The sequence below is a fragment of the Burkholderia paludis genome (assembly GCF_000732615.1).
Lineage (GTDB): Bacteria > Pseudomonadota > Gammaproteobacteria > Burkholderiales > Burkholderiaceae > Burkholderia > Burkholderia paludis.
In genome coordinates this window covers 47509-70185 of the sequence record NZ_JPGL01000055.1, presented here as the reverse complement: position 1 = coordinate 70185, position 22677 = coordinate 47509, and the positions used below count along the sequence as shown (strand labels likewise).

17 protein-coding genes and 2 pseudogenes are annotated in these 22677 nt (G+C 63.2%); 7 read left to right on the top strand and 12 right to left on the bottom strand.

From position 1 onward, the window contains the following. Window positions 1–209: 209 nt before the first annotated feature. From GQ56_RS42075 to GQ56_RS0128380, 12 genes and pseudogenes are all read right to left on the bottom strand, one after another. Window positions 210–533, bottom strand: a complete 324-nt coding sequence (locus tag GQ56_RS42075; RefSeq protein WP_075123050.1) for an RHS repeat domain-containing protein — start codon at window positions 531–533, stop codon at window positions 210–212. A gap of 75 nt (window positions 534–608) precedes the next feature. Next, complete coding sequence (locus GQ56_RS0128420) at window positions 609–860, bottom strand: hypothetical protein (RefSeq protein WP_152601887.1); 252 nt, start codon at window positions 858–860, stop codon at window positions 609–611. A gap of 486 nt (window positions 861–1346) precedes the next feature. Beyond that, window positions 1347–1667, bottom strand: a pseudogene (locus tag GQ56_RS42070) (RHS repeat-associated core domain-containing protein); the annotation flags it as partial. Window positions 1668–2019: 352 nt separating this feature from the next. Then, window positions 2020–6792: an RHS repeat-associated core domain-containing protein gene (locus GQ56_RS0128415; protein ID WP_081894989.1), complete on the bottom strand. Its 4773-nt coding sequence runs from the start codon at window positions 6790–6792 to the stop codon at window positions 2020–2022. Continuing rightward, a complete protein-coding gene (locus tag GQ56_RS44830) occupies window positions 6789–7214 on the bottom strand; it encodes a hypothetical protein (RefSeq protein ID WP_152601886.1) in 426 nt (141 codons plus the stop codon). The genes GQ56_RS0128415 and GQ56_RS44830 overlap by 4 nt, the downstream gene beginning before the upstream one ends. A 1259-nt stretch (window positions 7215–8473) precedes the next feature. Beyond that, a complete protein-coding gene (locus GQ56_RS0128410; RefSeq protein ID WP_031401882.1) occupies window positions 8474–8737 on the bottom strand; it encodes a hypothetical protein in 264 nt (87 codons plus the stop codon). A 162-nt stretch (window positions 8738–8899) separates the two neighbouring features. Further along, a pseudogene (locus tag GQ56_RS39615) lies at window positions 8900–9368 on the bottom strand (tyrosine-type recombinase/integrase); the annotation flags it as partial. Between the two features lie 542 nt (window positions 9369–9910). Continuing rightward, window positions 9911–11089, bottom strand: a complete 1179-nt coding sequence (locus GQ56_RS0128400; protein ID WP_031401881.1) for a lipid-transfer protein — start codon at window positions 11087–11089, stop codon at window positions 9911–9913. Window positions 11090–11108: 19 nt separating this feature from the next. Then, the gene (locus tag GQ56_RS0128395) at window positions 11109–11984 is read right to left on the bottom strand and encodes a transporter (RefSeq protein ID WP_031401880.1); all 876 of its coding nucleotides are present in this window, start codon (window positions 11982–11984) and stop codon (window positions 11109–11111) included. A 77-nt stretch (window positions 11985–12061) separates the two neighbouring features. Beyond that, complete coding sequence (locus GQ56_RS0128390; protein ID WP_031401879.1) at window positions 12062–13603, bottom strand: AMP-binding protein; 1542 nt, start codon at window positions 13601–13603, stop codon at window positions 12062–12064. A gap of 27 nt (window positions 13604–13630) precedes the next feature. Continuing rightward, window positions 13631–14752: a DUF5938 domain-containing protein gene (locus GQ56_RS0128385; RefSeq protein ID WP_031401878.1), complete on the bottom strand. Its 1122-nt coding sequence runs from the start codon at window positions 14750–14752 to the stop codon at window positions 13631–13633. 42 nt (window positions 14753–14794) lie between these two features. Continuing rightward, a complete protein-coding gene (locus GQ56_RS0128380; protein WP_031401877.1) occupies window positions 14795–15598 on the bottom strand; it encodes an SDR family NAD(P)-dependent oxidoreductase in 804 nt (267 codons plus the stop codon). A gap of 332 nt (window positions 15599–15930) precedes the next feature. Here GQ56_RS0128380 and GQ56_RS0128375 point away from each other — a divergent pair, with 332 nt between their 5' ends. The 7 genes from GQ56_RS0128375 (at window position 15931) to GQ56_RS0128345 (ending at window position 22563) form a co-directional block, all read left to right on the top strand. Next, window positions 15931–16509 carry a TetR/AcrR family transcriptional regulator gene (locus GQ56_RS0128375; RefSeq protein ID WP_034197863.1) on the top strand — a complete coding sequence of 193 codons (579 nt, stop codon included), beginning with the start codon at window positions 15931–15933 and terminating at the stop codon, window positions 16507–16509. 226 nt (window positions 16510–16735) lie between these two features. Beyond that, window positions 16736–17761: a LacI family DNA-binding transcriptional regulator gene (locus GQ56_RS0128370; protein WP_031401875.1), complete on the top strand. Its 1026-nt coding sequence runs from the start codon at window positions 16736–16738 to the stop codon at window positions 17759–17761. Window positions 17762–17828: 67 nt separating this feature from the next. Beyond that, window positions 17829–18857 (top strand): ABC transporter substrate-binding protein, encoded by a 1029-nt coding sequence (locus tag GQ56_RS0128365; protein ID WP_031401874.1) that lies wholly within the window; start codon window positions 17829–17831, stop codon window positions 18855–18857. 17 nt (window positions 18858–18874) lie between these two features. Further along, complete coding sequence (locus tag GQ56_RS0128360; protein WP_031401873.1) at window positions 18875–19699, top strand: ABC transporter permease; 825 nt, start codon at window positions 18875–18877, stop codon at window positions 19697–19699. 10 nt (window positions 19700–19709) lie between these two features. Then, a complete protein-coding gene (locus tag GQ56_RS0128355) occupies window positions 19710–20606 on the top strand; it encodes an ABC transporter permease (protein WP_031401872.1) in 897 nt (298 codons plus the stop codon). Window positions 20607–20619: 13 nt separating this feature from the next. Beyond that, window positions 20620–21651, top strand: coding sequence for an ABC transporter ATP-binding protein (locus tag GQ56_RS0128350; RefSeq protein ID WP_031401871.1), 1032 nt, complete (start codon window positions 20620–20622; stop codon window positions 21649–21651). An 87-nt stretch (window positions 21652–21738) separates the two neighbouring features. Beyond that, on the top strand, window positions 21739–22563 hold the full coding sequence (locus tag GQ56_RS0128345; RefSeq protein ID WP_031401870.1) for a phosphodiesterase: 825 nt from the start codon (window positions 21739–21741) through the stop codon (window positions 22561–22563). Window positions 22564–22677: the final 114 nt, after the last annotated feature.

The window sequence follows — 22677 nt, the reverse complement described above, 5'->3', positions numbered from 1 at the left end:
GGGGGGGGGTCGGGTGTTCGCGTCTCCTGGGCTGCATCACATCGCCGTGAAGGCGATCGTGGTGCCTGGGGACCGGAACGGCACGATTCGTCGAGAGGCTTTTCCGCTAAGGCTCACAAACAATTAACCGTCTTTACATGCCCAAGCTTGCTCGTTCAGCCACTCCGGGCATATTCAAACCTGCGAGACTCTGTTGCAGACCCAACGGGTCAGTGCTCATGGTCGGCGCGTTCCGCGCATAGGCATACAGGTTGTATGCCACCGCGAAGACCAATCGGGTCTTTCGACACGTACCGACCGACATCCGGGTCGAAATAACGGTAGCGGTTGTAATAAAGGCCCGTCTCATGATCGAAGTAATGCCCCTGGAAACGGATCGGGTTACGGATACCCGCCTTGCGCGCCGCTTCGCTGATGACCTCCTTTGCTTCACCCCACGCCTTGTAACGTGCCGACCAAGCGACTTGGCCTGCCTCGTCCGTCACTTCCTGTGGCGTGCCGATCTGGTCACACTGGCAATAGCCAATCTGCATGAACGTTACCGGCTTGTTCGTGTGGCTCCACAGCGGGTCACGGTCGATGTCGTAATGCTCATCGTATTCCGGCTGCTAGTGCAGTTCAATCCAGCCCGTATGAACCGCTTGCGCGAGCGGAACAAAGTTCTCCGGCTCGTGCAAGTACATCGACATCGCCTGCCATTGATACCGCTGCGGAAGCGCATGGACGCGTTGCGCCACTGGCAGCGAGTATTTATCTTCCGCGTCCTCGCGTGCGATCGTGACCGGCTTGTCCTCGATCGGATCGTAGCCGCCCCGGCGCTGCTCTGGCTGCACGTGGAAACGCTCCTCCAGCAGCAACACGTCGCCGTCCCACGTAACGCGGGTTCAGTCGGTACTGCCATCCAGACGCTCGATTTCCTTGCTGATGCGTCGGCTGAAGGCGTCATATTCGTAGAGCACCTCAGATCAGGCACGACGGCATCCGGAATGTAGGTCGTGCCGCCCGATGCCTCCGGGATCGTGCGCGCAATCTGGTATTTCGGCACTCACTCTGTCCGACCCGCAACACGCCAAACATCGCACAATTAATTATGCGATACAACAATACTTCTAATATAATAATTGCAAGCGCAAAAAAATAAATGCAAACAAATCCGCATAGATTTTTCATAAATTTAATTTGCAAATAAATTCACCTTTTAACAGGTAAATTTACGTTGATCTTGGCCGCACACGGACACAGATTGTCCGTTTGCACGGCGCTTTACCTTGCACATCTTTCCGGAATTATCAGTCGGACGCAAATCATCCAATGGATCATCACCGCAATAACCTTTAGATCAGCAACTATCTGGCATCGTCCATGGAACGTTTACGCCGGACCACTCCCCCGGTATTTCGGGGGGCAGGCCAAGGATAATTAGTTACCTCTCCCAATGCATCACCCACCTCACTATTTCGCACTATTTCAGGTAGTGGCGACGCAAGATCAGAACGATATAGATTCCCCATTCCAAGCAGCGCCGGCCCCATCGCCTGCAGGCCCAGATGATCGATCCAGATGACAGGGCTTTTCACGCATACGTAGACGTTAATACCGCCGACCAACCCGATCGGATCTTTACTGATGAACCACCCTGAGTTCGGATCGCAATACCGATTCCGGTTATAGTGCGGCTCCGTGAGCCATCATATTATTTTAATAAATTTAACTTAGAATTTTCTGCTTTTTATGAAAACAAATTCAAATAAGACTCGGGCGACCTCAAATCAATCCGAGAGATTTTTAGGTCGAATCTAGATACAATTTCAAATTAATAACACTGACACTCATAGCCGGCATCGATGTTACGCCCGTACTGTGGATAGCTTGGCTGATATTTTCCGAATTTCCCCTGCTGCCTGCACTCCTTTATGCAGCCTCTCTCTCTCTGCTCGAATGTCGGCTGACACATAGAAATAAATATAGGCATGAGTAAAATTAGAATAACAAGAGCCGAGATTAAATAAGATTTTATTTTCATCTGAAACTTGACTCGGTGCATGTAAAAGGTTGGGGTTCGTCGCTCCCAACAAAAGACTGCTGAAGAGGTTCCTGCTTTCTCTTGCACGTCAATCCTGAATTGTTCGTTGGCGATAAATCGATTTTTCCATAAAATCCCTTTGCACAATAAAATTGAGGGGCAGCCACCGGGACATTAACGCCCGGCCAATTCCCCGGCAATTCGTCAGCCGGAATTGGATTATTGCTGATATCATTTAATAGCCCCCTGACCTCTCCATTTCCGGCTAATACCGGTCGTGGAGGCATAGCGCCTCTTGCGTACAGGTTTCCCATTCCAAGCAGCGCCGGCCCCATCGCCTGCAGGCCCAGCGGATCGGTCCAGGTGACAGGGTTTTTCACGTATGCGTACGCATTCAAGCCGCCAACAAGACCAATCGGGTCTTTTCTGATGAAGCGGCCACTGCTTGGGTCGTAGTATCGATGCCGGTTATAGTGCAGTCCCGTCTCATGATCGAAGTACTGTCCCTGGAAGCGGATCGGGTTACGGATATCTGCCTTCCGCGCCGCCTCGCTGATGACTTCCTTCGCCGCCCCCCACGCCTTGTAGCGTGCTGACCAAGCGACCTCGCCCGCCTCGTCCGTCACTTCCTGTGGCGTACCGATCTGGTCACATTGGTAATAGCCAATCTGCGCGAACGCTACCGGCTTGTTCGTGCGGCTCCACAACGGGTCTCGGTCGATGTCGTAATGCTCATCGTATTCCGGCTGCTCGTGCAGTTCAATCCAGCCCGTATGAATCGCTTGCGCGAGCGGAGCGAAGCTATCCGGCTCATAGACGTAGTGCGTCGTGCGGCCATTGCTGCCGCCATGCTCGCCCGTGCCACTCTCCCATGCCAGTTTGTTGCCATCCCAGCCATACAGCGTCAGGCCGTATCCGTACTCCGCATTCAGCCTCGCCGTCTCGGCTTCCCGATAGCCACTGCCGTCATGTGAGCTCTGCCGGACCCACGCATTCGACTTCTTCGCCACGCGTCGACCCAATGCGTCGTACCAATAACTAACGGTTACCTTGCCATTACTGAACTGGATAAGCCGATCGAATCCGTCCCACTCGTACCACGCTTGCTCGCCATTACGGCGACGTTCCGTCAGGTTGCCGTATTCGTTCCAGGTGTAATGCGTCCCCGCATACTCGCGCAGCAGGTTGTCCAGCAGTGTCGGGCGCCCCTGAATTCGACTCGAATATCCAGGCGTGTTTCGATCAGGCGATTCGAAGCGCCGCATCTGCGCGTCGTCCAGCAGGTTACCCGCCGGATCGAACGCGAAGGCTTCTTCGCCCAGCATTCCGGTTGCCGCCACCAGTCGCCCGACCGGGTCGTAGCGGTAGGTCCGCATCCCGTTCTGCGTATCCTCGATGCGCTCCAGTTGACCGGCTCGGTCGTAGGTATAGCTGCGTTGCACCAGCAGTTTGCCGCCCTGCGTTTCGCTCCGGCTTGCTATCAGCTTCTGCTGTTGCAACCGTCCCGCAGCGTCGTACTGCTGCGTCTGCGTCAGGCCATTGCCCTGCACCCGCTCGATTTCTCGATGCAGGTCATCGCGCTCGATCTGGACGAGTTCCGTATCGTCCAGCATCATGCCGTGCACGTGTCCGCTGCCATAAGTAAGCAAGCTCACCCGGTGGCCGTCCGGTCGAATCGTGGCGACCCGTCGATTCAGTACATCGTATTCGTGCCGCCAGACCGCGACCCGCTTATTCTTCAGGAAACTGAAATGCTGGTGCTCACGCGTGACGTTACCCGCGTCATCGTGAAACCATTGCAGCCGACTGGTGGGATTTTCCGCCAGAATCATCTGCCCGTTGCCGTTGTACGCGAAACGCTCACGCTCGCCGTATTTCCACTGGCTTGTGCCCTGATCCCATTGACCCGTCTGGCGCGCGATCAATCTGCCGACCGCATCGAATTCGACTGCTGTGATTCGATGTCCTTGCTCCCCGTTGAGCACATCCGTCAACACACCGGATGACGGATCGTATCGATAACGCGTCGTCTTTCCATCAAAGCCCGTTTCAGCCAGCAACCGCCCCACGGGATCGTACGCAAATGACGTCTCCCGGCCGTTCTCGTTGCGCAGCGCCTCCAGCCGGCCCAACTTGTCCCATCGATAACCCAGCGACTCCCCGTTGGCGTTCTTGCGCGTGGCAATCAGACCCGCACGCGTATAAGTCCACTCCGTGCGTCGGCGCAATCCATCGACGTGCGCCAGCAACCGCCCTTCCGCATCACGCTCGTATTGCTCTGTCACCCCATCGGGCCGCGTCACGTCAACCAGTTGGCCCGCCTCGTAGCGATACTGAGTTGCCTGGCCTGCCGCATCGATAAACCGCTCCAGCTGACCTCGCCCGTTGTACTGCCATCGACTGGTCTTGCCCGAGCAGTCGGCATAAGACGTCAACTGGCCAGTCGCACTGTACGAGAGTTGCTTTTTGCCGCCCTTCGCGTCGATGATTTCCACCGGCTGGCCGAGCGCGTTGTTGGTGTATTCAGTCTTGTTGCCCAGCGGATCGATTTCCTCGATCAGGTGATCCTTCGCGTTGTAGTCGCGCAGCCACAGACCACCTTCGCCGTCGCGAATCTTGCGCACGTTGTCGCGAGCGTCATAGGCGTAATACACCGTGCTTCCATCGGCCCGGGTGTGCGAGACCTGATTGCTACGATCGTCGTAAGTGAAGCTCTCGACGCTTCCGTCCGGATGGAGGTGACGCACGACGTTCTTCGCCTCGTCCCGGAAGAACCATTCCGAACGCCCGTCTGCGTGTCGGATACGGTAGGTGTAGCCGAGAATGTCGTAGTAATACCAGGTCTCGTTACCGCGGGCGTCGGTGACATAGGTCAACCGGATGTTCGGATCCCACTCCAGTTTCGTGTCGTAGGTACCGTCATCGGCCCATTCACGCACGGCCTTGGCCGTCGCACTCTCGCCATCCCAGCGCAGGTTCATCCCTCGGCCGGTACGATCCGTGTAACGCGTAATCAGGTGGTGCTCGTACGTGTAGCTGCGGCTTGCGCCATTCTCGTCGGTCGCCGCAATCAGATCGCCCGCATCGTCGTAGGTATAGTCGGCAAGCTGGCGAACCGCCTTGTTATTTTCGATCAGCCACACCTGCGCCACGCGGCCCTGTTCGTCGGGCACCACGTGAACGTGGGCATCGATCTCGATCTCCCCGTGATAGGACATCAGATCAGACGGCAGCAGCGCATGATCGGACACATGCTCAGGATGATCATAGGCCAGCGCCAGGCCCTCGCCGTTGCGCAGTACGATGCCCGTCAAACGGAAGTGTTGGCCGTGACGCTCGTAGGTCTCTCTGACATCGTAGCCACGCGCCAGGGTCACCACTCGATCGGAAACCCGCACCAGCGTCAGGTTCTCGATGGCGTCGTAATGAAACGCCCCGACTTTCGGCAACGGATACGCATGCGTGCGGCCGTCCGCTGCGTGATAACGAAGGCTCTCCGGCAGTGCATCGTTTTGCACGATGTCGAGCCGCGTCGTGTACGGCGTGATCCAGCGCGCACCCATCACCCCATCATCGTAGGCAGCAAGGTCGGATCGATACTGACGGCTCCAGGTAAGCGGAAACAGCCCCGGCAGCGAGAAGTCTTCGTGTTCCAGGCGCTCAGCGCCCCGAGCAAAGCTGATGCTACCCGTTGTTCCTTCACACTCCTTGCAGCCGCCATCGCTTTTGGCGTTTGCCTGTGCACTGATAGCGTCGGTGGTGTTATCGCCGTGGCTATGGGCCGCCTGGCCACTCTTGTTTTCCGGAACGTTCGCAGCCAGGCCCTTGTGGCCGTTCTTTTTCCGATAAGCCTTGACCACGGCCAGCAACAGCGTCAGCAACTTGGCGATTTCACCCACACGCGGATCGGCAAGTTTAGCCAATGCGCCCTTGCACATACCGGCCAGCTCACGAATCTTCCGGTCCACGTCGGCTGCAATCTGCGCGCGTTGTTGCAGTGTCGGGGTGAGGCTCATACCCGCGTTGGATTCTGCCTCCACCCCGGCCTTGGTCGCCTGATGCAGCACCCATAAGCCCTTCGTGATACTCGCACCCGGATCGCGCACAAAGACATCCGCCGCCTGACGGGCCTCCTTTCCGGCCAACTTCGCATTACCCTCCGCATTGAGCGTGTCCAGCACTGCCTTCTTCATGCCAGCCGCCATGTCCAGCAGCATTTTTTCCAGCAGCTCGCCCGCGTCCTTGAGCATGCTATCCAGGCGGACCTGCGCTCCCTGGACGAACGTCTCCAGTTCCCCAACAATGGCCGCATTCAGATGCGCGGTAAGCAGATTGACCAGGGCATCGTGGGTCTGGACTTTCTCGCCATGCTTCGCCATCGCTTTCAATTCGACTGCCAACTCGCGACGCGCCTCCACCAGCATCGGTCTGAGGGCCATGCGCGCTGCCGCCAACGTTGAGGGCACCGGAATGATCCCGATCATGTCGATGCCGATGTTCACCCAGTCCATCGCGTCGGCGGATGGCTTGTCGTGCAACGCCTTCAGGTCCAGCGCCACGCTGACCAGAGCGATGACGTTACCGACGACCGGCAGACCCTGCGCAGCATTACTAAGCCGCTCCAGCGTCACGACGCCGCCGCTGATCTGTTGCAGCCACTGATCGAATTTGCGCGAGGCGGCAGCAATGTCTTCCGGATGAATGGTGTTAAGCGGCGCAACGGCCAACTGCACCGGGCGAGTAGCAGCTACGGTCGAAGATGCGGTCATGGGGAGAAACTGAAAATGAATTCGGAAACGACGCGAAGATGCCGCGAGAGATCTGCGCCTCGTCTGTCAAACAAATCCGGACATACGCATATCAGGCGCGACCGAGTCGGTTTGCGCTTTCTCACGACTGTTGGAAGAAGACATGCGATCCATTTAAACGCCTTGCCTTCCAGCTCGATCGCCTCGATCGGAAAAAATAGATTATCGAGCGGCAGTCTCGTGATACCGGGCGCCGATATCTTTTCTCCAGTCGATGCCGACACATTGGGGCGCGAATTCAACCCCTCGATGGCATCAAGTTGTTGATGAAAACGCTGAATCCGTGAGCTGAACGTGATTCCGGATGGCGGAACATCGTGGACCAGCGTAGAAGCGCTCGCCAACGCCGAAATCAACGCTGCCGAAGCTTCTTGTTTCTTCATGTGTTAGCGGCGCAGTAATTGGTCTCTTCCGCCGCAATGTACCGATAATATTTGTTCTCGTGTTGCCAGAAATTACAAGGATGTCAGATCAATTGACTACCGGACTCTATTGATGCAGTCATACACCCAGGTTAACACCACGACTCCTTCCCTTTCACTTCCAACAATCATCCACAAAATTGACAGTTGCAAACAATTTTAAAAATAAAAAATCGAGATATTCGATATATTAAAAACACCCACCTTCAACCACCCCATCATTTATGAAATTCAGCACACTCTCCAGCCGCTTTATTTCCAGAACGAGAAAAGCCCATCATTCATCACGCACTCGTAGCCGAACAGTAATTTTGGGATTATTAAATTCACACCGCCCAGCAATCTCGAAAATGTGCGCTGATCACCCCACATAAAAACATTGACTTGGTCGACGTTGGCAATAATTTTCTTGTGCTCGTCATGACGCGCCCCGCACGCTAAACGCATACGTCATCGTGTCGCGCATCCACAACAAACGCACCATCAAGGTGATTAGTCAGCTTTATGCCGGTCGTGGCAAGGGGGCCGTTCCAACTTCCGCATCGGGTACGACATGAGCTTTGCTCCGAGCGGTCGTCCGGTACGTGGACGATCATCACCGTGCTCGCACCGACAATCAACGTCTCGACGCCGCCTGGTTCGGCGCAGGTGTGACGTTCAAGATAACGCGGCAAAGTGCCTCGGACGGGGCAATCAAGCATGTCGCATAACCCCGTCCGTGTTCTCTCTGGCCGTCGGCATGTGCATCCATATCTTTCGCGGAGTCGGGTTCCGATTCAGCAGCCGGTACGCCACGCCCCTACAAATCAAGCCCCAGGGTACGACTGCCTATCTCGGCAACAGCAAACTCGTGACCTTCGCTCACGACGGCGTTGCAAGACGTATTCCGGTGAGGTCACCCAACGTAATGCCCCTCCCCCGCATTGACTCGCTTTGGCCCAGCCAGATTCGTCTGCCGGATCTCTTCATTTTGCAGGTCTCCTGCCCCTCATCCCAGGTTGCCGTACGTGCGAGGCCCTGCACAGAAGCTCGTCAAAACGGCCGGTCTTTGACGTAACGACTGGCTGGCCGTTCGTCGACCCGGTATTGGCGGGTCTGCCGCAGCTGCAGTTGTCGGTCTGAATTCATCCATGAGCGCATTCGCGATTCGAAAACATCTACGACATCGCGCAGGGACGTCCACAGCCAAATTGGGGCCGATGACGAGGGTCCCGGGTGCCTCAGTCTTCCGCGAGATCGATCTGCGCGCCGAGCACGCGCATCTTGTCGAGCACCAACGCGAGTTGCTCGTCGGGCAGCACGAGCCGGGCAGCACCAAAGAACAGGATATGCGGGCTGAGTTCGCGCGGCTCCGCGCCGCCCGTGTACTTTCGCCACTGTTGGCCGCCGGCCACGCCGAACAATTCGGCCATCTGCTCGCCGGTACGGCCAAGTTCTACTTTCAGGTGCCGAAGGTCTTCAGCCTTGGGAGGGGTGTATTTCATCGTGTCTGGTGTCGGTTGGAGCGTGAGATCGGAGTGGTACTCCCGTCACTTCCGTCTTCCGGAAGACAGATAGATCTGGTGGCCTCGGAAGAGCCAGGTGTTCAACATCAGTTGCGCTATGCCGAGACTCTTCTGGAGCAGCTTCTCGAACGTGTCCTTCGCCTTGATGCCATACCGAAACACGCGGCTGATTTCACTCCGCACTCGATGCGCCGTGTATCTGGCGCCGCGACTGTCGATCCGCTTCAGCACCGCGAGGATCTCGGGGGTGTCGACTTCAGTTATCGGACGCCGCCGAGCCACGGGAACACATCGCTCTCAAGGCGAGCCAGCGTCTTTTCGTACTGCCCGATCTCGACAATAGTTTTGCGTTCGTTCATCCACCCATGAGCCACAGCCTCAAAGGTATTGCTGGCTGCTGGACGAGCCGTCCGCTTCGCGATGCGCTTCGCCACGCTTGGATCGACGCCAGCCGCTAGCCTCTTCCATGCATCGCCCCGGCGTTTGCGGGCCGCCGCCAGTACTTGGCACCGTCGGGCTGCATCAGTAAGTACATCCCGCCGCCATCGGTGAGCTTGTAAGGTTTGTCCGCCGGCTTCGCATTCTTCGCCGTTGAATCGGTAGGTGGCATGGCGCATCGACGCCCTTGGATATCAACGAATATACCAACCCTTCGATGAGATGTAACGAGCATCAATGAGACTCAATGGAACAAAAAACCCCGCCAGGACAAGGTTCTGAGCGGGGTTCTGAGATCGCACGAGATACAGCGAGATAATTCTATGGTGCCGGGGACCGGACTCGAACCGGCAAGCCAGTTAAGGCGGCGGATTTTCGTCACACTGCTTCTTTCAAAGCCGGCGTCGTCGAGGCGATGCCGTTCGTGCGCTGGACTATGCCTTCGCCGTCGCGCGCGGGCATCACTGCCGCCCGTGCGCCTTAGGCGCCCCCCGTCTAGTCTCTACACCTTCCTCGCGGATGTCGCGAGGCTTGGCTCGGCGTTGCCTCGATGCGCGCATCAGGGGTTTCACCGAATTTGAAGGGTTCTGCACCGGCCGTTTCCGACCGGGCACTCAATCGTTTAAGTCCGCTATGTTTACCAATTTCATCACCCCGGCAAGAGGGCGGACCGCATTCTACCATCGGTCCGGCCCCGTACGACGCCGTCATTCGTCACGAACGATACAGCGTCACAACGCAGGCGCCGCCCAGGCCGATATTGTGCTGCAACGCCACGCGCGCGCCTTCGACCTGTCTCGCCCCCGCATCGCCCCGCAGTTGCCAGACCAGCTCCGCGCACTGGGCCAGTCCGGTCGCGCCGAGCGGATGACCCTTCGACAGCAGGCCGCCCGACGGATTGGTGACGATCCTGCCGCCGTACGTGTTGTCGCGATCGCGCACGAACCGCTCCGCGCCGCCTTCGGGACACAGTCCAAGCGCTTCGTAGCTGATCAGCTCGTTGCTCGTGAAGCAGTCGTGCAGCTCGACGACGTCGAGATCCTCGGGCCCGATCCCGGCCTGCTCGTACACCTGCCGGGCGGCAGCGGCCGTCATGTCGTAGCCGACCATCCGGATCATCGACGTCGGCGCGAAACTGCTCGGGTAATCGGTGGTCATCGCCTGCGCGGCGATGTGCACCCGCCGCGCCAGGCCATGACGTCTCGCGAATTCATCCGAGCACAGTACCGCGCAGCCGGCGCCGCAGGTCGGCGGGCAGCACTGGAACCGCGTGAGCGGATCGAACACCTCGCTCGACCCCATCACCTGCGCCAGGTCCAATGGCTCGCGAAACAGCGCGTACGGATTGCGCGCGGCATGCTCGCGCGCCTTGACCGAGATCATGCCGAACGTATCCCGCGCGGCACCGTAGCGCTCGATGTACTCGCGCCCGGCGCCCCCGAACATCCGCACGGCCATCGGTGCCTCGATCTCGCCCTGCATGGTGTCGGCGACATCGAGATGCGGTTCGAGCGGCGACGCACGATCGTTGAACCAGGTCGTCAGCGCCCCCTTCGCCATCTGCTCGAACCCGAGCGCCAGCACGCATTCGGCCGCGCCGCTGTCGATCGCCTGGCGCGCCAGCCAGAGCGCGGTCGAACCCGTGGAGCAGTTGTTGTTGACGTTCACGACCGGCACACCGGTCATGCCGACCTCGTAGATCGCCCGCTGCCCGCAGGTGGAATCGCCGTAGACGTACCCGGCGTACACCTGTTCGACCGCGTCGTATGCGATGCCGGCGTCGGCAAGCGCAATGCGCGCGGCTTCCGCGGCCATCTCGTAGTACTGCGGACTCGCGCCCGGCTTCATGAACGGGATCATCCCGACACCGATGACATTGACTCGACGACTCATGCTGGGCTCCTTCGTGGGTTCAGAAGATCTTCATCACGCGCAACTGGACGCTATAGTCGTTCTTGAAGCCGCCTTCGGCCGAGAGCGCCTTGCCGAGCATCCCCGATACCTGCCAGGTCGGGGTCAGCATGTGACTCGCGAACAACCGCAACTGGTTCGTGCTCGTCTTCTGGCCAGTATAGGCGTCGTCGACATACTCCTTGCCGCCGAAGGTGCCCGCGTAGCCGAACGAAACCGACGTGGCCGGCGTGAACTGATAGCGCAGGTACGTCTGCAGTTCGACGGACGGTCGCACGGAAATGCGTTGTCCGGCGTCGTCATGCCCCGGTTGCGCGGCCACGTCCAGCGCGCCGTCGAAGAACAGGTTGCGGCCGAGCCCCTGGATCACGCCGAGTTGCGGCGTGAACACGACGGTGCCGGCACCCGCGCCGACCCGGCCGAGATCGTATTTCCCGGTCGGCACGGAAAAGTAGGCCGTAAACCCGACCACCGTGCCGTACTGAGGATCTGGACGGTTCACAAGGAATGCGGTCGCGCCGAACGTGAGGTCGCCGAGTCCGTTGTTCGTCGGCACCGGGCTGCCGCCGACCTTGACGTCGGTCAGTTTCGCGAACGGCAGGTACGCCTGAAAGGCCAGCGGCACGCCGCCGATCTGCGTGTAGTGCAGCACCCGCGCAATGCCGACGGTCTGATCGAGGCTCGAATCGGGCACCTTGCCCACGCCGTCCAGCCGGAAGTCGCTGCTCGGCGTATAGCCGAGATAGCCGAGCGCGAGCGTCGTGCCGGGCGGCAGCACCGTATAGTCGCCCGGGTAGATGTCGATCGCCGACGCCGAGGTAGAGAGCGCCAGCAAAACGCCCGCCAGCGCGGCAGGCTGCATCGCCTTCGTCTTCATGTCTCCATCCTTTTTATTCAGTATTCCTATTATTTATGCGCGAAACCGGCGCAGGCCGGATCGCCCGGTACGCCGTCCTACCCGGCCGACACGCCGCCGCGCAGTCTGGCCTTCACGTCCGGCTTCGACACCTTGCCGACCTTCGAGCGCGGCAGGTCGCTCCATACCTCGATCTGCTTGGGCGCCTTGACGCTGCCGATCCGCTCCTTCACGAACGCGGCGAGCGCCGCGGTATCGATCCGCCTGCCGTCGCGCGGCTGCACGACGGCCACCACCCGCTCGCCCCACTTGTCGTCGGGCAGGCCTATGACCGCGCAGTCGCGCACGTCGGCGTGCGCAAGCAGCGCCTGCTCGACTTCGATCGAGTAGACGTTGAATCCGCCGGTGATGATCATGTCCTTCGCGCGATCGACGATGAACAGGAAATTGTCCGCGTCGAGGTAGCCGATGTCGCCCGTGTGGTGCCAGCCGAATGCCGATGCCTCGGCCGTCGCGTCGGGATTCTCGTAGTAGCCTTTCATGACCAGCGAGCCGCGCACGACGATCTCGCCGCGCTCGCCCGTCGGCAGCAGACGCCCCTGCCCGTCCATGATGCCGACCTCGACGAGCGGCGTCGGCCGGCCGGCGGACGACAGTCGCTCGATCGCGATGGAGCCGTCCGGGCGATAGTGATCGGCCGGCGCCAGCGTCGACACCATCATCGGGGCCTCGGTCTGGCCGAACAACTGCGCCATCGGGCCGATCCGCTCGAGCGCCTCGGCAAGACGCTCGACCGAGATCGGCGCGGCGCCGTACCAGAAGCACTGCAGCGAATCGAGGCGGGTCGCGGGCAGGTCCGGGTGGTCGAGCAGCATGTAGATCACCGTCGGCGGCAGGAACGTATGCGTGACGCGTTCCCGTGCGATCGTCGCCAGAAACGCCCCGACGTCGGGATGGCGCATCACGACGATCCTGCCGCCGAGCGTCATCACCGGCAGGCACAGCACGCCGGCCGCATGCGTAAGCGGGGCGAACGCCAGATACACCGGCCGACCGTCGAACGGGTAGCTCATCAGCGTGAGCGCCGTCATCGTCTCCAGGTTCCGTTCCGACAGCATCACGCCCTTGGGCACGCCGGTGGTGCCGCCGGTGCCCGGCAGCATCGCGACGTCGCTCACCGGCTCGCGTTCGTACGGCGTGTCCGGCAAGCCGTCCAGCCAGTCGTCGAGACACGGCGCGAACGGCAGTGTCGCATCCAGGCACACGGCCACGCTCAACGCGGGCAGCCCCGGCAACATCTTCTCGACCATCGCGGCATACGCGCTGTGAAACAGCAGCGCGCGGCACGCGAAGGTCTCGAGCACGAAGCGATTCTCGGCAACTTCATTGCGCGGATTGATCGGGCACCAGACGTTGCCCGCCCGTGCAATGCCGAACACGCACGCGAACGCGACCGGATCGTTGCCCGACAGGATCGCCACCGTGTCGCCGGCGGCCACGCCCGAGCGGGCGAGCCCGCGCGCGACGCGGTAGGTGAGGCGCTGAACCTGCGCGTAGGTCAGCGTCTCGTCGTCGGCGACGAGGCACGGCCGGTCGGCGCCGAGCGACGCGCCCTTGTCGAGATAGCGGGTCAAACGCATGACGATTCTCCCGGAAAGTGCGACGCGTCAGTCCTGCACGGTCAGCACGGGCTTCATGACGAGGCCGAAGCTGCGCAACTGGCCGAGCAGCGCGTGATGGCCGAACGCCTGGCAGCCGGATGCGAAGCCGACCCGTTTCGGCGGCGTCTGCAGCAGCGAGAACGCGGCATACGCCTGCAGCAGCCCGGTCTGCTTGTAGTTGCAGACGCCGTGGATCACGCAGTGCGCGCGGCCGAGCGGGCCCGACGCATGCACCGAGTCGATCGTCGTGTTCAGGCGCGGGTTCTCGCGCGGCGGCATGCTCGCCTGCAGGCTGTTCGCGATCTCGGCGAGCGCGACTTCCTGTTCGGCCGGCGGCAGCGGGCGGATCTTCTCGTCGAACATCCGCGTCGTCTTCTGTACGCCCTCCATGACCGCGCGCGCCATCACGCCGCCGATCGCGCGGCAGTTCGCCACGCGCGGATCGTCCTTGAACCACACCGGGTGCGCCGTGCCGCCCCACGGCATCGCGATCGCCGTTTCGTGCTGCCCCGGCACCGCCACCTCCGCATGCGCGGTCGGCTCCCATGTGACGTACTTGTTCTGCTCGAGGTAGTACCAGGTCGCTTTCAGGATCGTGAAGATCGTCTGCGTCGACGCATAGGTCGGGAAGCCCTTCCACAACACCAGGATATCGAGCGTGTCGAGTCCCGGCGTCTCCAGGCACAGGTTCGCCGCGATCTCTCCCGTCGTGTACATCTGCGCGACGTTCGGCGCGAGCAGCAATTCCTTCTTCGCGAACGCGTCGCCCCAGCGCTCCTTCGCGAGCAGCACCCAGTCCTGCTCGCCGGTCGTGTCCGAGTAGTGGCAGCCGGCCGCAAGACACGCCTCGACCACCTCCGGCCCGTACTTGATGAACGGCCCGACCATGTTGCTGACGAATTTCGCCCCCTTGAACAGCTCCGTGAGCGCGGCCACCGAATGCTCGACCTCGACGATTTCGTAGTCTGCGGTCTCGATACCGGGAATGCGCTCGACGACTTCCGCGATGCGCTTGCGGTCGCGTCCCGCCGCGATGAACGGGATGTTGTACTCGCGCAGGTATTCGCATACCAGGCGGCCGGTGTACCCCGACACGCCGTAGACGACCACGGGCTTCTTGTCGCTCATGTCTCCTCCTTCATCAAAGAAAAATCCGGTCCCCGTCTCTCGTTACATGCCCATGCCGCCGTCGACCGGCATGCCGGCGCCGGTGATGAAGCGGGCGTCGTCGGAGCACAGGAAGACGATCGCGTCGGCGATCTCGTCGACCGTCGCGAGGCGCCCGAGCGGCGTCTGCGCGACGACGGCGGACACGGCGCCCTGGACGTCGGGCGCCAGCCCGTTGGCGACGATATCGGTGGCAAGCTTCATCCCCATCTCGGTGGGCGTCAGGCCCGGGTACACGCAATTGACGCGAATGCCGTAGCCGAGCTTGCCGGCTTCCATCGCCGCGACACGCGTCAGGCGATCCACGGCGGACTTGGTGGCCGAATAGCCGGCGATGGCCGGATAGGCGATCGTGGCCGCGACCGACGACACGTTGACGACGACGCCGCCCCGCCCCGCCGCACCGCCCGGGCGCATCGCGCGAAACGCATGCTTCAGGCCGAGGCCAACCCCGACGATGTTGATGTCGCACATGCGGCGCAGGTCGGCCGCCTGCAGGTCCGCGACGAGCGACGTGATCTCGATCCCCGCGTTGTTGATCAGGATGTCGAAGCCGCCCATCTCCCCGACCATCGCGCCGGCGGCGTGCCCCCAATGCTCGTCGTTGCCGACGTCGAGCGCGACGACGCCCGTGCGCACGCCCTTCTGCGCGATGTCGTGCGCGGTCTGGGCGGCGAGATCGGCAAGCACGTCGCCGATCATCACGTCCGCCCCCGCCTGCGCGAGCGCATGCGCCACCGCGGCGCCGATCCCGCGGGCGCCGCCCGTCACCAGTGCCTTGCGTCCTGCCAGCCTGCCGTTCTCCATGTCTCCCTCCACGCTTCAACGTTACGCCGGGCGACGCCCGGAACGGCCGTCGGGCCCGACAACATCTAACCAACTGGAAAGATAAATTTTTACGAATGGTTAGATATTGCTATCCGCGTGTCAAGATTTATTTTTACAACCGTCCGGTTTTTTCTTGACAGTCGTTTCGCTGCTTTGCACAATGCAATGGCCGACCGACGACGGCGCCGCGCAAGCCGCGCGGCATCGTGCGGCGCAACCGCTCGACAGGAGACGACAGCAGGATGACGAAGCAGCACGACCCCGCGCCCACTGCCACGCGACAACGTTCGGCACGCCCGAGGCGCGATCCCGTGGACAAGTACGAAGCGCGTCGCGTCGAACTCGCGGAAGCCGCGCTGAACACACTCGCGGAGCTCGGGTACGCCAAGACCAGCCTGCGCGAAATCGCGCAGAAGTCGGAGTACACGCATGCGGTGCTGCATTACTACTTCGAAGACAAGCTCGACCTGATCCGCTGCAGCATCCGGCAATTCAAGGCACAGTGCGCGACGCGTTACGACGTGGTGACGGCCGCCGCGCAGTCGCAGGAAGCGCTGATGAACGGCTTCCTCGACAAGCTCGCGGAAACGATCCGCGACGAGCCGCAAATGCACAGCCTCTGGTACGACCTGCGCGCACAGGCGCTGTTCGAGGACGCGTTTCGCGACGTCGTGAACGAGATCGACAAGAGCCTCGAGGAAATGGTCTGGCGAGTCGTCATGCGCTATGCCGAACTCGGCGGCCGGCAGCCGTCGATCACGCCGGGCGCCGCCTATGCGCTGCTCGACGGGCTCTTCCAGAAACACCTGCTGCTGCACGTGTCGAACCAGCCCGACGCGATTGCCCGACTGCTCGACGAAGTGCGCACGCTGCTGCCGCGGCTCGTGTAACGCACCCGGCGGCATGCGGGCGGGCCGCGCCTGCCCGCTGCGCCGCCTTCATACTTCCTCCCGCGCCGCACCATCCCCGATACAATCGTTTCCACGTCGTCCGGCGGGCACAACCGTCTGACGTTTGTGTCGTGCTTTTCACGAAACAGGCGTCGCGAGCGTCATCGCGCAGTCACAAACGTTTTCGATAATTTTCCGGCCGAAAACGTTTACATCGCGTTACTTCATGACCTCGACCATCAAGGACGTCGCTGCCCTCGCGGGCTTCTCGATCGCCACCGTCTCGCGTGCGATCAACGCGCCGCACACCGTCAGCCCCGCCACGCTGCAGACGATCCGCACCGCGATCGACACGCTGCAGTTCCGGCCGAGCCCGCTCGGCCGGCAACTGCGCGGCGAGCGCACGCGGCTCGTCGGCGTCGTCGTGCCGACGCTGTCGAATCCGGTGTTCGCCGACTGCCTGCAGGGCGTCGACGAACTCGCGACCGCGGCCGGCTTCAAGCTGATCCTGATGACGACCGAATACGATGCGGCGCGCGAGCGCCACGCGATCGAGACGCTGCGCGAGCAGCGCGTCGAAGGGCTGATCCTCACCGTCGCCGACGCCGACACGCATCCGCTGCTCGACATGCTCGACCACGACGGTCCGCACTATGTGCTGATGCACAACGACACGCGGCGGCGCCCGTCGGTCTCGGTCGACAACCGTCGCGCCGCCTACGACGGTGTCCGGCTGCTGATCGCGCGCGGCCACCGCCGCGTGCTGATGCTGGCCGGCTCGCTCGCCGCGTCGGACCGCGCGCGCCAGCGCCATCTCGGTTATGCGCAGGCCCTCGAGGAAAGCGGCGTCGCGACGCTGCCGCCGGTCGAAGTCGATTTCAACGCGCCCGAGCTGCCCGATGCGGTGCTCGCGCATCTGACAGCGGACGCGACGCGCCCGACCGCCCTCTTCTGCAGCAACGACCTGCTCGCGATGGTCGTGATGCGCGGCCTGCGCCGCGCGGGCTTCTCGATTCCCGACGATCTGTCGGTGCTCGGCTTCGACGGGATCGCGATCGGCGAACTGCTCGCGCCGCCGCTGGCGAGCGTTGCGACGCCGAACCGCGAGATCGGCCGCCATGCGTGGCAGCGTCTCGTCGAATGCATCGGCGGCGCGACCCTCGAGCGCACGTCGCTGATCCTGCCGCATGCGGTGCGCGACGGTGCGACGATCGCACCGCCGGCCGCCGACCTGCACTTGCACAAGGCCTGAACGCGCGCGCTACCCGGCGCGCACCCAACCCACCACCCAGCGCCACACCCTCGCCCGGAGACCCACCGTGTCCTTTCGCCTGACCTCGCTGCTGCGCGCGCTCGCAGCGCCCGTCGCCTGCGCCGCGCTCATCGCGGGCGCGCCCGCCGCCCACGCCGATGAAACGGCGATCTGCTACAACTGCCCGCCCGAATGGGCCGACTGGGCCGCGCAGATCGCCGCGATCAAGCAGAAGACGGGCATCCGCGTACCGTTCGACAACAAGAACTCGGGCCAGTCGATCGCGCAACTGATCGCCGAACAGAAGAGCCCGGTCGCCGACGTCGTCTACCTGGGCGTGTCGTCGGCGTTCCAGGCGAAGGACAAGGGCGTGATCGCGCCGTACAAGCCCGCGCACTGGAACGACATCCCCGCGAACCTGAAGGATCCGCAAGGCTACTGGTTCGCGATCCACTCGGGCACGCTCGGCTTCTTCGTGAACAAGGACGCCCTCGACGGCAAGCCGGTGCCGCGTTCGTGGGCCGACCTGCTGAAGCCCGAATACAAGGGCATGGTCGGTTATCTCGACCCGTCGAGCGCGTTCGTCGGCTATGCGGGCGCGGTCGCCGTGAACCAGGCGCTCGGCGGCAGCCTCGACAACTTCAAGCCGGCGCTCGACTGGTTCCGGAAGCTGAAGGCGAACGCGCCGATCGTGCCGAAGCAGACCGCATATGCGCGCGTGCTGTCGGGCGAGATTCCGATCCTGCTCGACTACGACTTCGACGCGTATCGCGCGAAGTACAAGGACAACGCGAACGTCGAGTTCGTGATTCCGAAGGAAGGCACGATCGCGGTGCCGTACGTGATGAGCCTCGTGAAAGGCGCGCCGCACGACGCGAACGGCAAGAAGGTGCTCGATTTCGTGCTGTCGGACGAAGGCCAGAAGCTGTGGGCCAACGCCTACCTGCGCCCGGTGCGCGCGCAGGCGCTCGGCGCCGACATCGCCGCGAAGTTCCTGCCGGCGAGCGAATACGCGCGGGCCAGGTCGGTCGACTTCGGCAAGATGGCGGCCGGCCAGCAGGCGTTCGGCCAGCAGTACCTGCAAGTCATGCAATAAGCGGCGGGTCCCGACCGATGCTCGACCTGACCTTCCCGCTGCGCTGGCGCGTCGCGCTCGTCGCGCCCGCGCTTGCGGTGTTCGCCGCGTTCTGGCTGCTGCCGATGGCGGCGCTCGTGCAGGTGTCCGCCGACGGCGCGTTCTTCTCGCAGTACGCCGCGCTGCTCGGCAACGCGCGCTACATGAGGAGCCTCGGCGGGACCATCGCGCTGTCCGCGGGCGTCACGCTCGCGACGCTCGTGCTGTCGACGATCGCCGGCCTCCTGCTCGCGCGCCGCGAATTCACGGGCAAGCGCGTGCTGCTCGCGTTGCTCACGTTCCCGCTCGCGTTCCCGGGCGTCGTGGTCGGCTTCATGGTGATCATGCTTGCCGGGCGCCAGGGGCTGATCGGCATGCTGTCCGCGAAGCTCACCGGCGACAAGTGGGTATTCGCGTATTCGGTCGCCGGGCTGTTCGTCGGCTACCTGTATTTCTCGATTCCGCGCGTGATCGTCACCGTGATCGCGGCCGCGTCGAAGCTCGACGCGTCGCTCGAGGAAGCCGCGCGTTCGCTCGGCGCGTCGCCGTGGCGCATCTTCGTCGACATCGTGCTGCCCGCGCTCGCGCCCGGCCTGATCGCAGCCGGCGCGATCTGCTTCGCGACCGCGATGGGCGCCTTCGGCACTGCGTTCACGCTCGCCACCGACCTGAACGTGCTGCCGATGACGATCTATACCGAGTTCACGCTGAACGCAAACATCGCGACGGCGGCCGGCCTGTCGATCGTACTCGGCATCGTCACGTGGGCCGTGCTCGCGCTCGCGCGCCGGTTCACGGGCCACACCGCCGCCGCTGCGGCCTGAGGAGTCCTCCATGCAATCGCTTTCCGGCTCGTCCACGCCGTCGCCGGCGCCCGCTCCCGCACAGGCGAACGGCACGGCTCGGCGCGCCCCGCGCGTCACGGGCACGCGCGCGATCGCCGCCCTCCAGTGGGGCGTCACGCTGCTGCTGTGCGCGTTCCTGATCGTGCCCGTCGTGATGTCGGTACTCGCAGGCCTGACCGTCAACTATTTCCGCGGATTGTCGAGCGGGCTCACGCTGCGCTGGCTCGAACAGGTTTGGGAGCAGTATCACGGCTCGGTCGCGCTGTCGCTCTACGTCGCGTTCGCGACGCTTGCGATCGTGCTGGCGGTCGGCGTGCCCGCCGGCTACGCCCTCGCGCGCAGCAAGAGCCGCGTCGCGCGCGCGATCGAGGAAGCGCTCGTGCTGCCGGTCGCGCTGCCGGGACTCGCGTCGGCGCTCGCGCTGCTCGTCGTCTACGGCGGCTTCACCGCGTTCCGGATGAGCCTGTGGTTCATCGTCGTCGGCCACGTCGTGTTCACGCTGCCGTTCATGGTGCGCGCGGTGGCGGCGGTGGCGGCCGGCGCCGACCTGCGCACGCTCGAGGAAGGTGCGGCGAGCCTCGGCGCGTCGTTCGTCACGCGCTTCGTCACGATCGTGCTGCCGAACCTGCGCCCCGGCATCGTCGCGGGTGCGCTGGCGGTGCTCACGCTGTCGATCGGCGAATTCAACCTCACGTGGATGCTGCACACGCCCGACACCAAGACGCTGCCGGTCGGGCTTGCCGATACGTATGCGTCGCTGCGCCTCGAAGTCGGCAGCGCGTACACGATCCTGTTCCTGCTGATGACGCTGCCGCTCCTCGTCGCGATGCAGTGGCTCGGCGTCGATCCGTCCGGCACGCGCGCGCTCAAGCGCCGCGCACGCTGACTTTCCCGCTCACATGAAACTCGATTCCACTCCCATCACCCTGACCGGCTGCGCGAAGACCTTCCGCGGCACGCGCGTGCTCGAGCCGCTCGACCTGTCGATCGGCGCCGGCGAGACGCTCGTGCTGCTCGGGCCGTCGGGCTGCGGCAAGACCACGACGCTGCGCCTGATCGCGGGGCTCGACACGCCGGACGCCGGCGGCACCATCGCGTTCGGCAACGACGATGTCACCACGCTGCCGATCGAGCGCCGCCAGGTCGGCATGGTGTTCCAGAACTACGCGCTGTTTCCGAACCTGACCGTGCGCGGCAACGTCGGCTACGGGCTGAAGATCCGCAAGACCGCGCCGCGCGCACTGCGCGAGCGCGTCGACGAACTGCTCGCGATGATGCGGCTCGACGCGCACGCGGACAAGCCGATCGATCAACTGTCGGGCGGCCAGCGCCAGCGCGTCGCGCTGGCGCGCGCGCTCGCGGTGCGGCCGCGCGTGCTGCTGCTCGACGAACCGTTGACCGCGCTCGACGCGAAGCTGCGTGATGCGCTGCGTCGCGAGATGAATGCGCTGCTGCGCGAGCTCGGCGTGACGACCGTCTACGTGACGCACGACCAGGCCGAGGCGATGGAACTCGGCGACCGGATCGTCGTGATGGGCGCCGGCCGCATCGAACAGATCGGCACGCCGCGCGACATCTACTACCGGCCGGCGAACCGCACGGTCGCGCAGTTCATCGGCACGCTGAACCGGCTCGCGGGCCAGTGGCGCGATGGCGCGCTCGTGACGACGGGCGGGGCGATCGCGACGCCGCACGCCGCCGACGAATGGTTCTTCCGCCCCGAGGACGCGCAGCTCGTCGATCCCGCGCATGCGCCGCTGCGCGGCACGGTCGGCGCGTGCGCGTTCCTCGGCGAGCGCACGCGGCTCACGATCGAGCATGCGGCGCCCGACGCGCTCGTGATCGACGTCCCCGGCCGCATCGCGCTTGCGCGCGGCACGGCGGTCGGCATGACGATCGCACCGGAAGGCCTGATCGCGCTCGGCGCGTAATCCGTCATTCGTGCATCATTCATGCACCACCCTGTCGCGGCGCACGACGCCGCCCCCACGATAACCAGACAATTCCGGAAAACGACGATGCTGCTTGCTCAAATCAGCGATCTCCACATCAAGCGTCCGGGTCAGCTCGCGTACCGGCGCGTCGACACGGCGGCCGCGCTCGCGCGCTGCATCGCGAAACTGAACGCGCTCGTGCCGCGTCCCGATGCGGTGCTCGTCACCGGCGACCTGACCGACTTCGGCCACGACGAGGAGTACGGCAACCTGCGCGGGCTGCTCGCGGCGCTCGAGATTCCGTACTACCTGATGATCGGCAACCACGACGACCGCGCCGGGCTGCGCCGCGCGTTCGCCGAGCGCGCCGAACTGCACGACGGCGAATTCGTGCAGTACGCGCTCGATCTCGGCGCGGTGCGCGTGCTCGCGCTCGATTCGCAGGTGCCCGGCGCCAGCCACGGCGACCTGTGCGACACGCGGCTCGCATGGCTCGCCGCGCAGCTCGACGCCGCGCGCGACCGGCCGGTGATCGTCGCGCTGCATCATCCGCCGTTCGTCTCGGGAATCGGCCACATGGATGCACTGCGCCTCGCCCCCGCCGCCGCCTCGAAACTCGACGCGCTGCTGCGCGGCCATCCGAACGTCGAGCGCGTGCTGTGCGGCCACGTGCACCGCACGATGTTCACGCGGTTTGGCGGCACGCTCGCGGCGGCGGTGCCGTCGCCCGCGCATCAGGTCGCATTCGACCTGCGGGCCGACGCGCCGTCCGCGTTCCGGCTCGAACCGCCGGCATTCGCGGTGCATCGCTATGCGCCGGATACCGGCATGACGTCGCACCATGTGTATGTGGATGAAGGCGCCGGCCCCTATCCGTTCTACGAACCGACCGGCGAACTGGTCGACTGAGAAGGCGACGCGCGCGACGACGGGCGACGGCCGGCCGGTTGCGCCGGTTCGCCGCCCGCCCCGGCACGATTCACGGCGCTCCGGTATGATCGGCAGCCTCGACCGGCGCCCGGC

What these genes read in the sequence shown, in the direction of transcription:
- GQ56_RS0128370 (WP_031401875.1), top strand. Translation starts at nt 16,736, where the DNA reads ATGACCTCGACCATCAAGGACGTCGCTGCCCTCGCGGGCTTCTCGATC.
- GQ56_RS44830 (WP_152601886.1), bottom strand. Translation starts at nt 7,214, where the DNA reads ATGAAGAAACAAGAAGCTTCGGCAGCGTTGATTTCGGCGTTGGCGAGC.
- GQ56_RS0128395 (WP_031401880.1), bottom strand. Translation starts at nt 11,984, where the DNA reads ATGAAGACGAAGGCGATGCAGCCTGCCGCGCTGGCGGGCGTTTTGCTG.
- GQ56_RS0128360 (WP_031401873.1), top strand. Translation starts at nt 18,875, where the DNA reads ATGCTCGACCTGACCTTCCCGCTGCGCTGGCGCGTCGCGCTCGTCGCG.
- GQ56_RS0128355 (WP_031401872.1), top strand. Translation starts at nt 19,710, where the DNA reads ATGCAATCGCTTTCCGGCTCGTCCACGCCGTCGCCGGCGCCCGCTCCC.
- GQ56_RS0128350 (WP_031401871.1), top strand. Translation starts at nt 20,620, where the DNA reads ATGAAACTCGATTCCACTCCCATCACCCTGACCGGCTGCGCGAAGACC.
- GQ56_RS0128385 (WP_031401878.1), bottom strand. Translation starts at nt 14,752, where the DNA reads ATGAGCGACAAGAAGCCCGTGGTCGTCTACGGCGTGTCGGGGTACACC.
- GQ56_RS0128410 (WP_031401882.1), bottom strand. Translation starts at nt 8,737, where the DNA reads ATGAAATACACCCCTCCCAAGGCTGAAGACCTTCGGCACCTGAAAGTA.
- GQ56_RS0128415 (WP_081894989.1), bottom strand. Translation starts at nt 6,792, where the DNA reads ATGACCGCATCTTCGACCGTAGCTGCTACTCGCCCGGTGCAGTTGGCC.
- GQ56_RS0128390 (WP_031401879.1), bottom strand. Translation starts at nt 13,603, where the DNA reads ATGCGTTTGACCCGCTATCTCGACAAGGGCGCGTCGCTCGGCGCCGAC.
- GQ56_RS0128345 (WP_031401870.1), top strand. Translation starts at nt 21,739, where the DNA reads ATGCTGCTTGCTCAAATCAGCGATCTCCACATCAAGCGTCCGGGTCAG.
- GQ56_RS42075 (WP_075123050.1), bottom strand. Translation starts at nt 533, where the DNA reads ATGCAGATTGGCTATTGCCAGTGTGACCAGATCGGCACGCCACAGGAA.
- GQ56_RS0128380 (WP_031401877.1), bottom strand. Translation starts at nt 15,598, where the DNA reads ATGGAGAACGGCAGGCTGGCAGGACGCAAGGCACTGGTGACGGGCGGC.
- GQ56_RS0128400 (WP_031401881.1), bottom strand. Translation starts at nt 11,089, where the DNA reads ATGAGTCGTCGAGTCAATGTCATCGGTGTCGGGATGATCCCGTTCATG.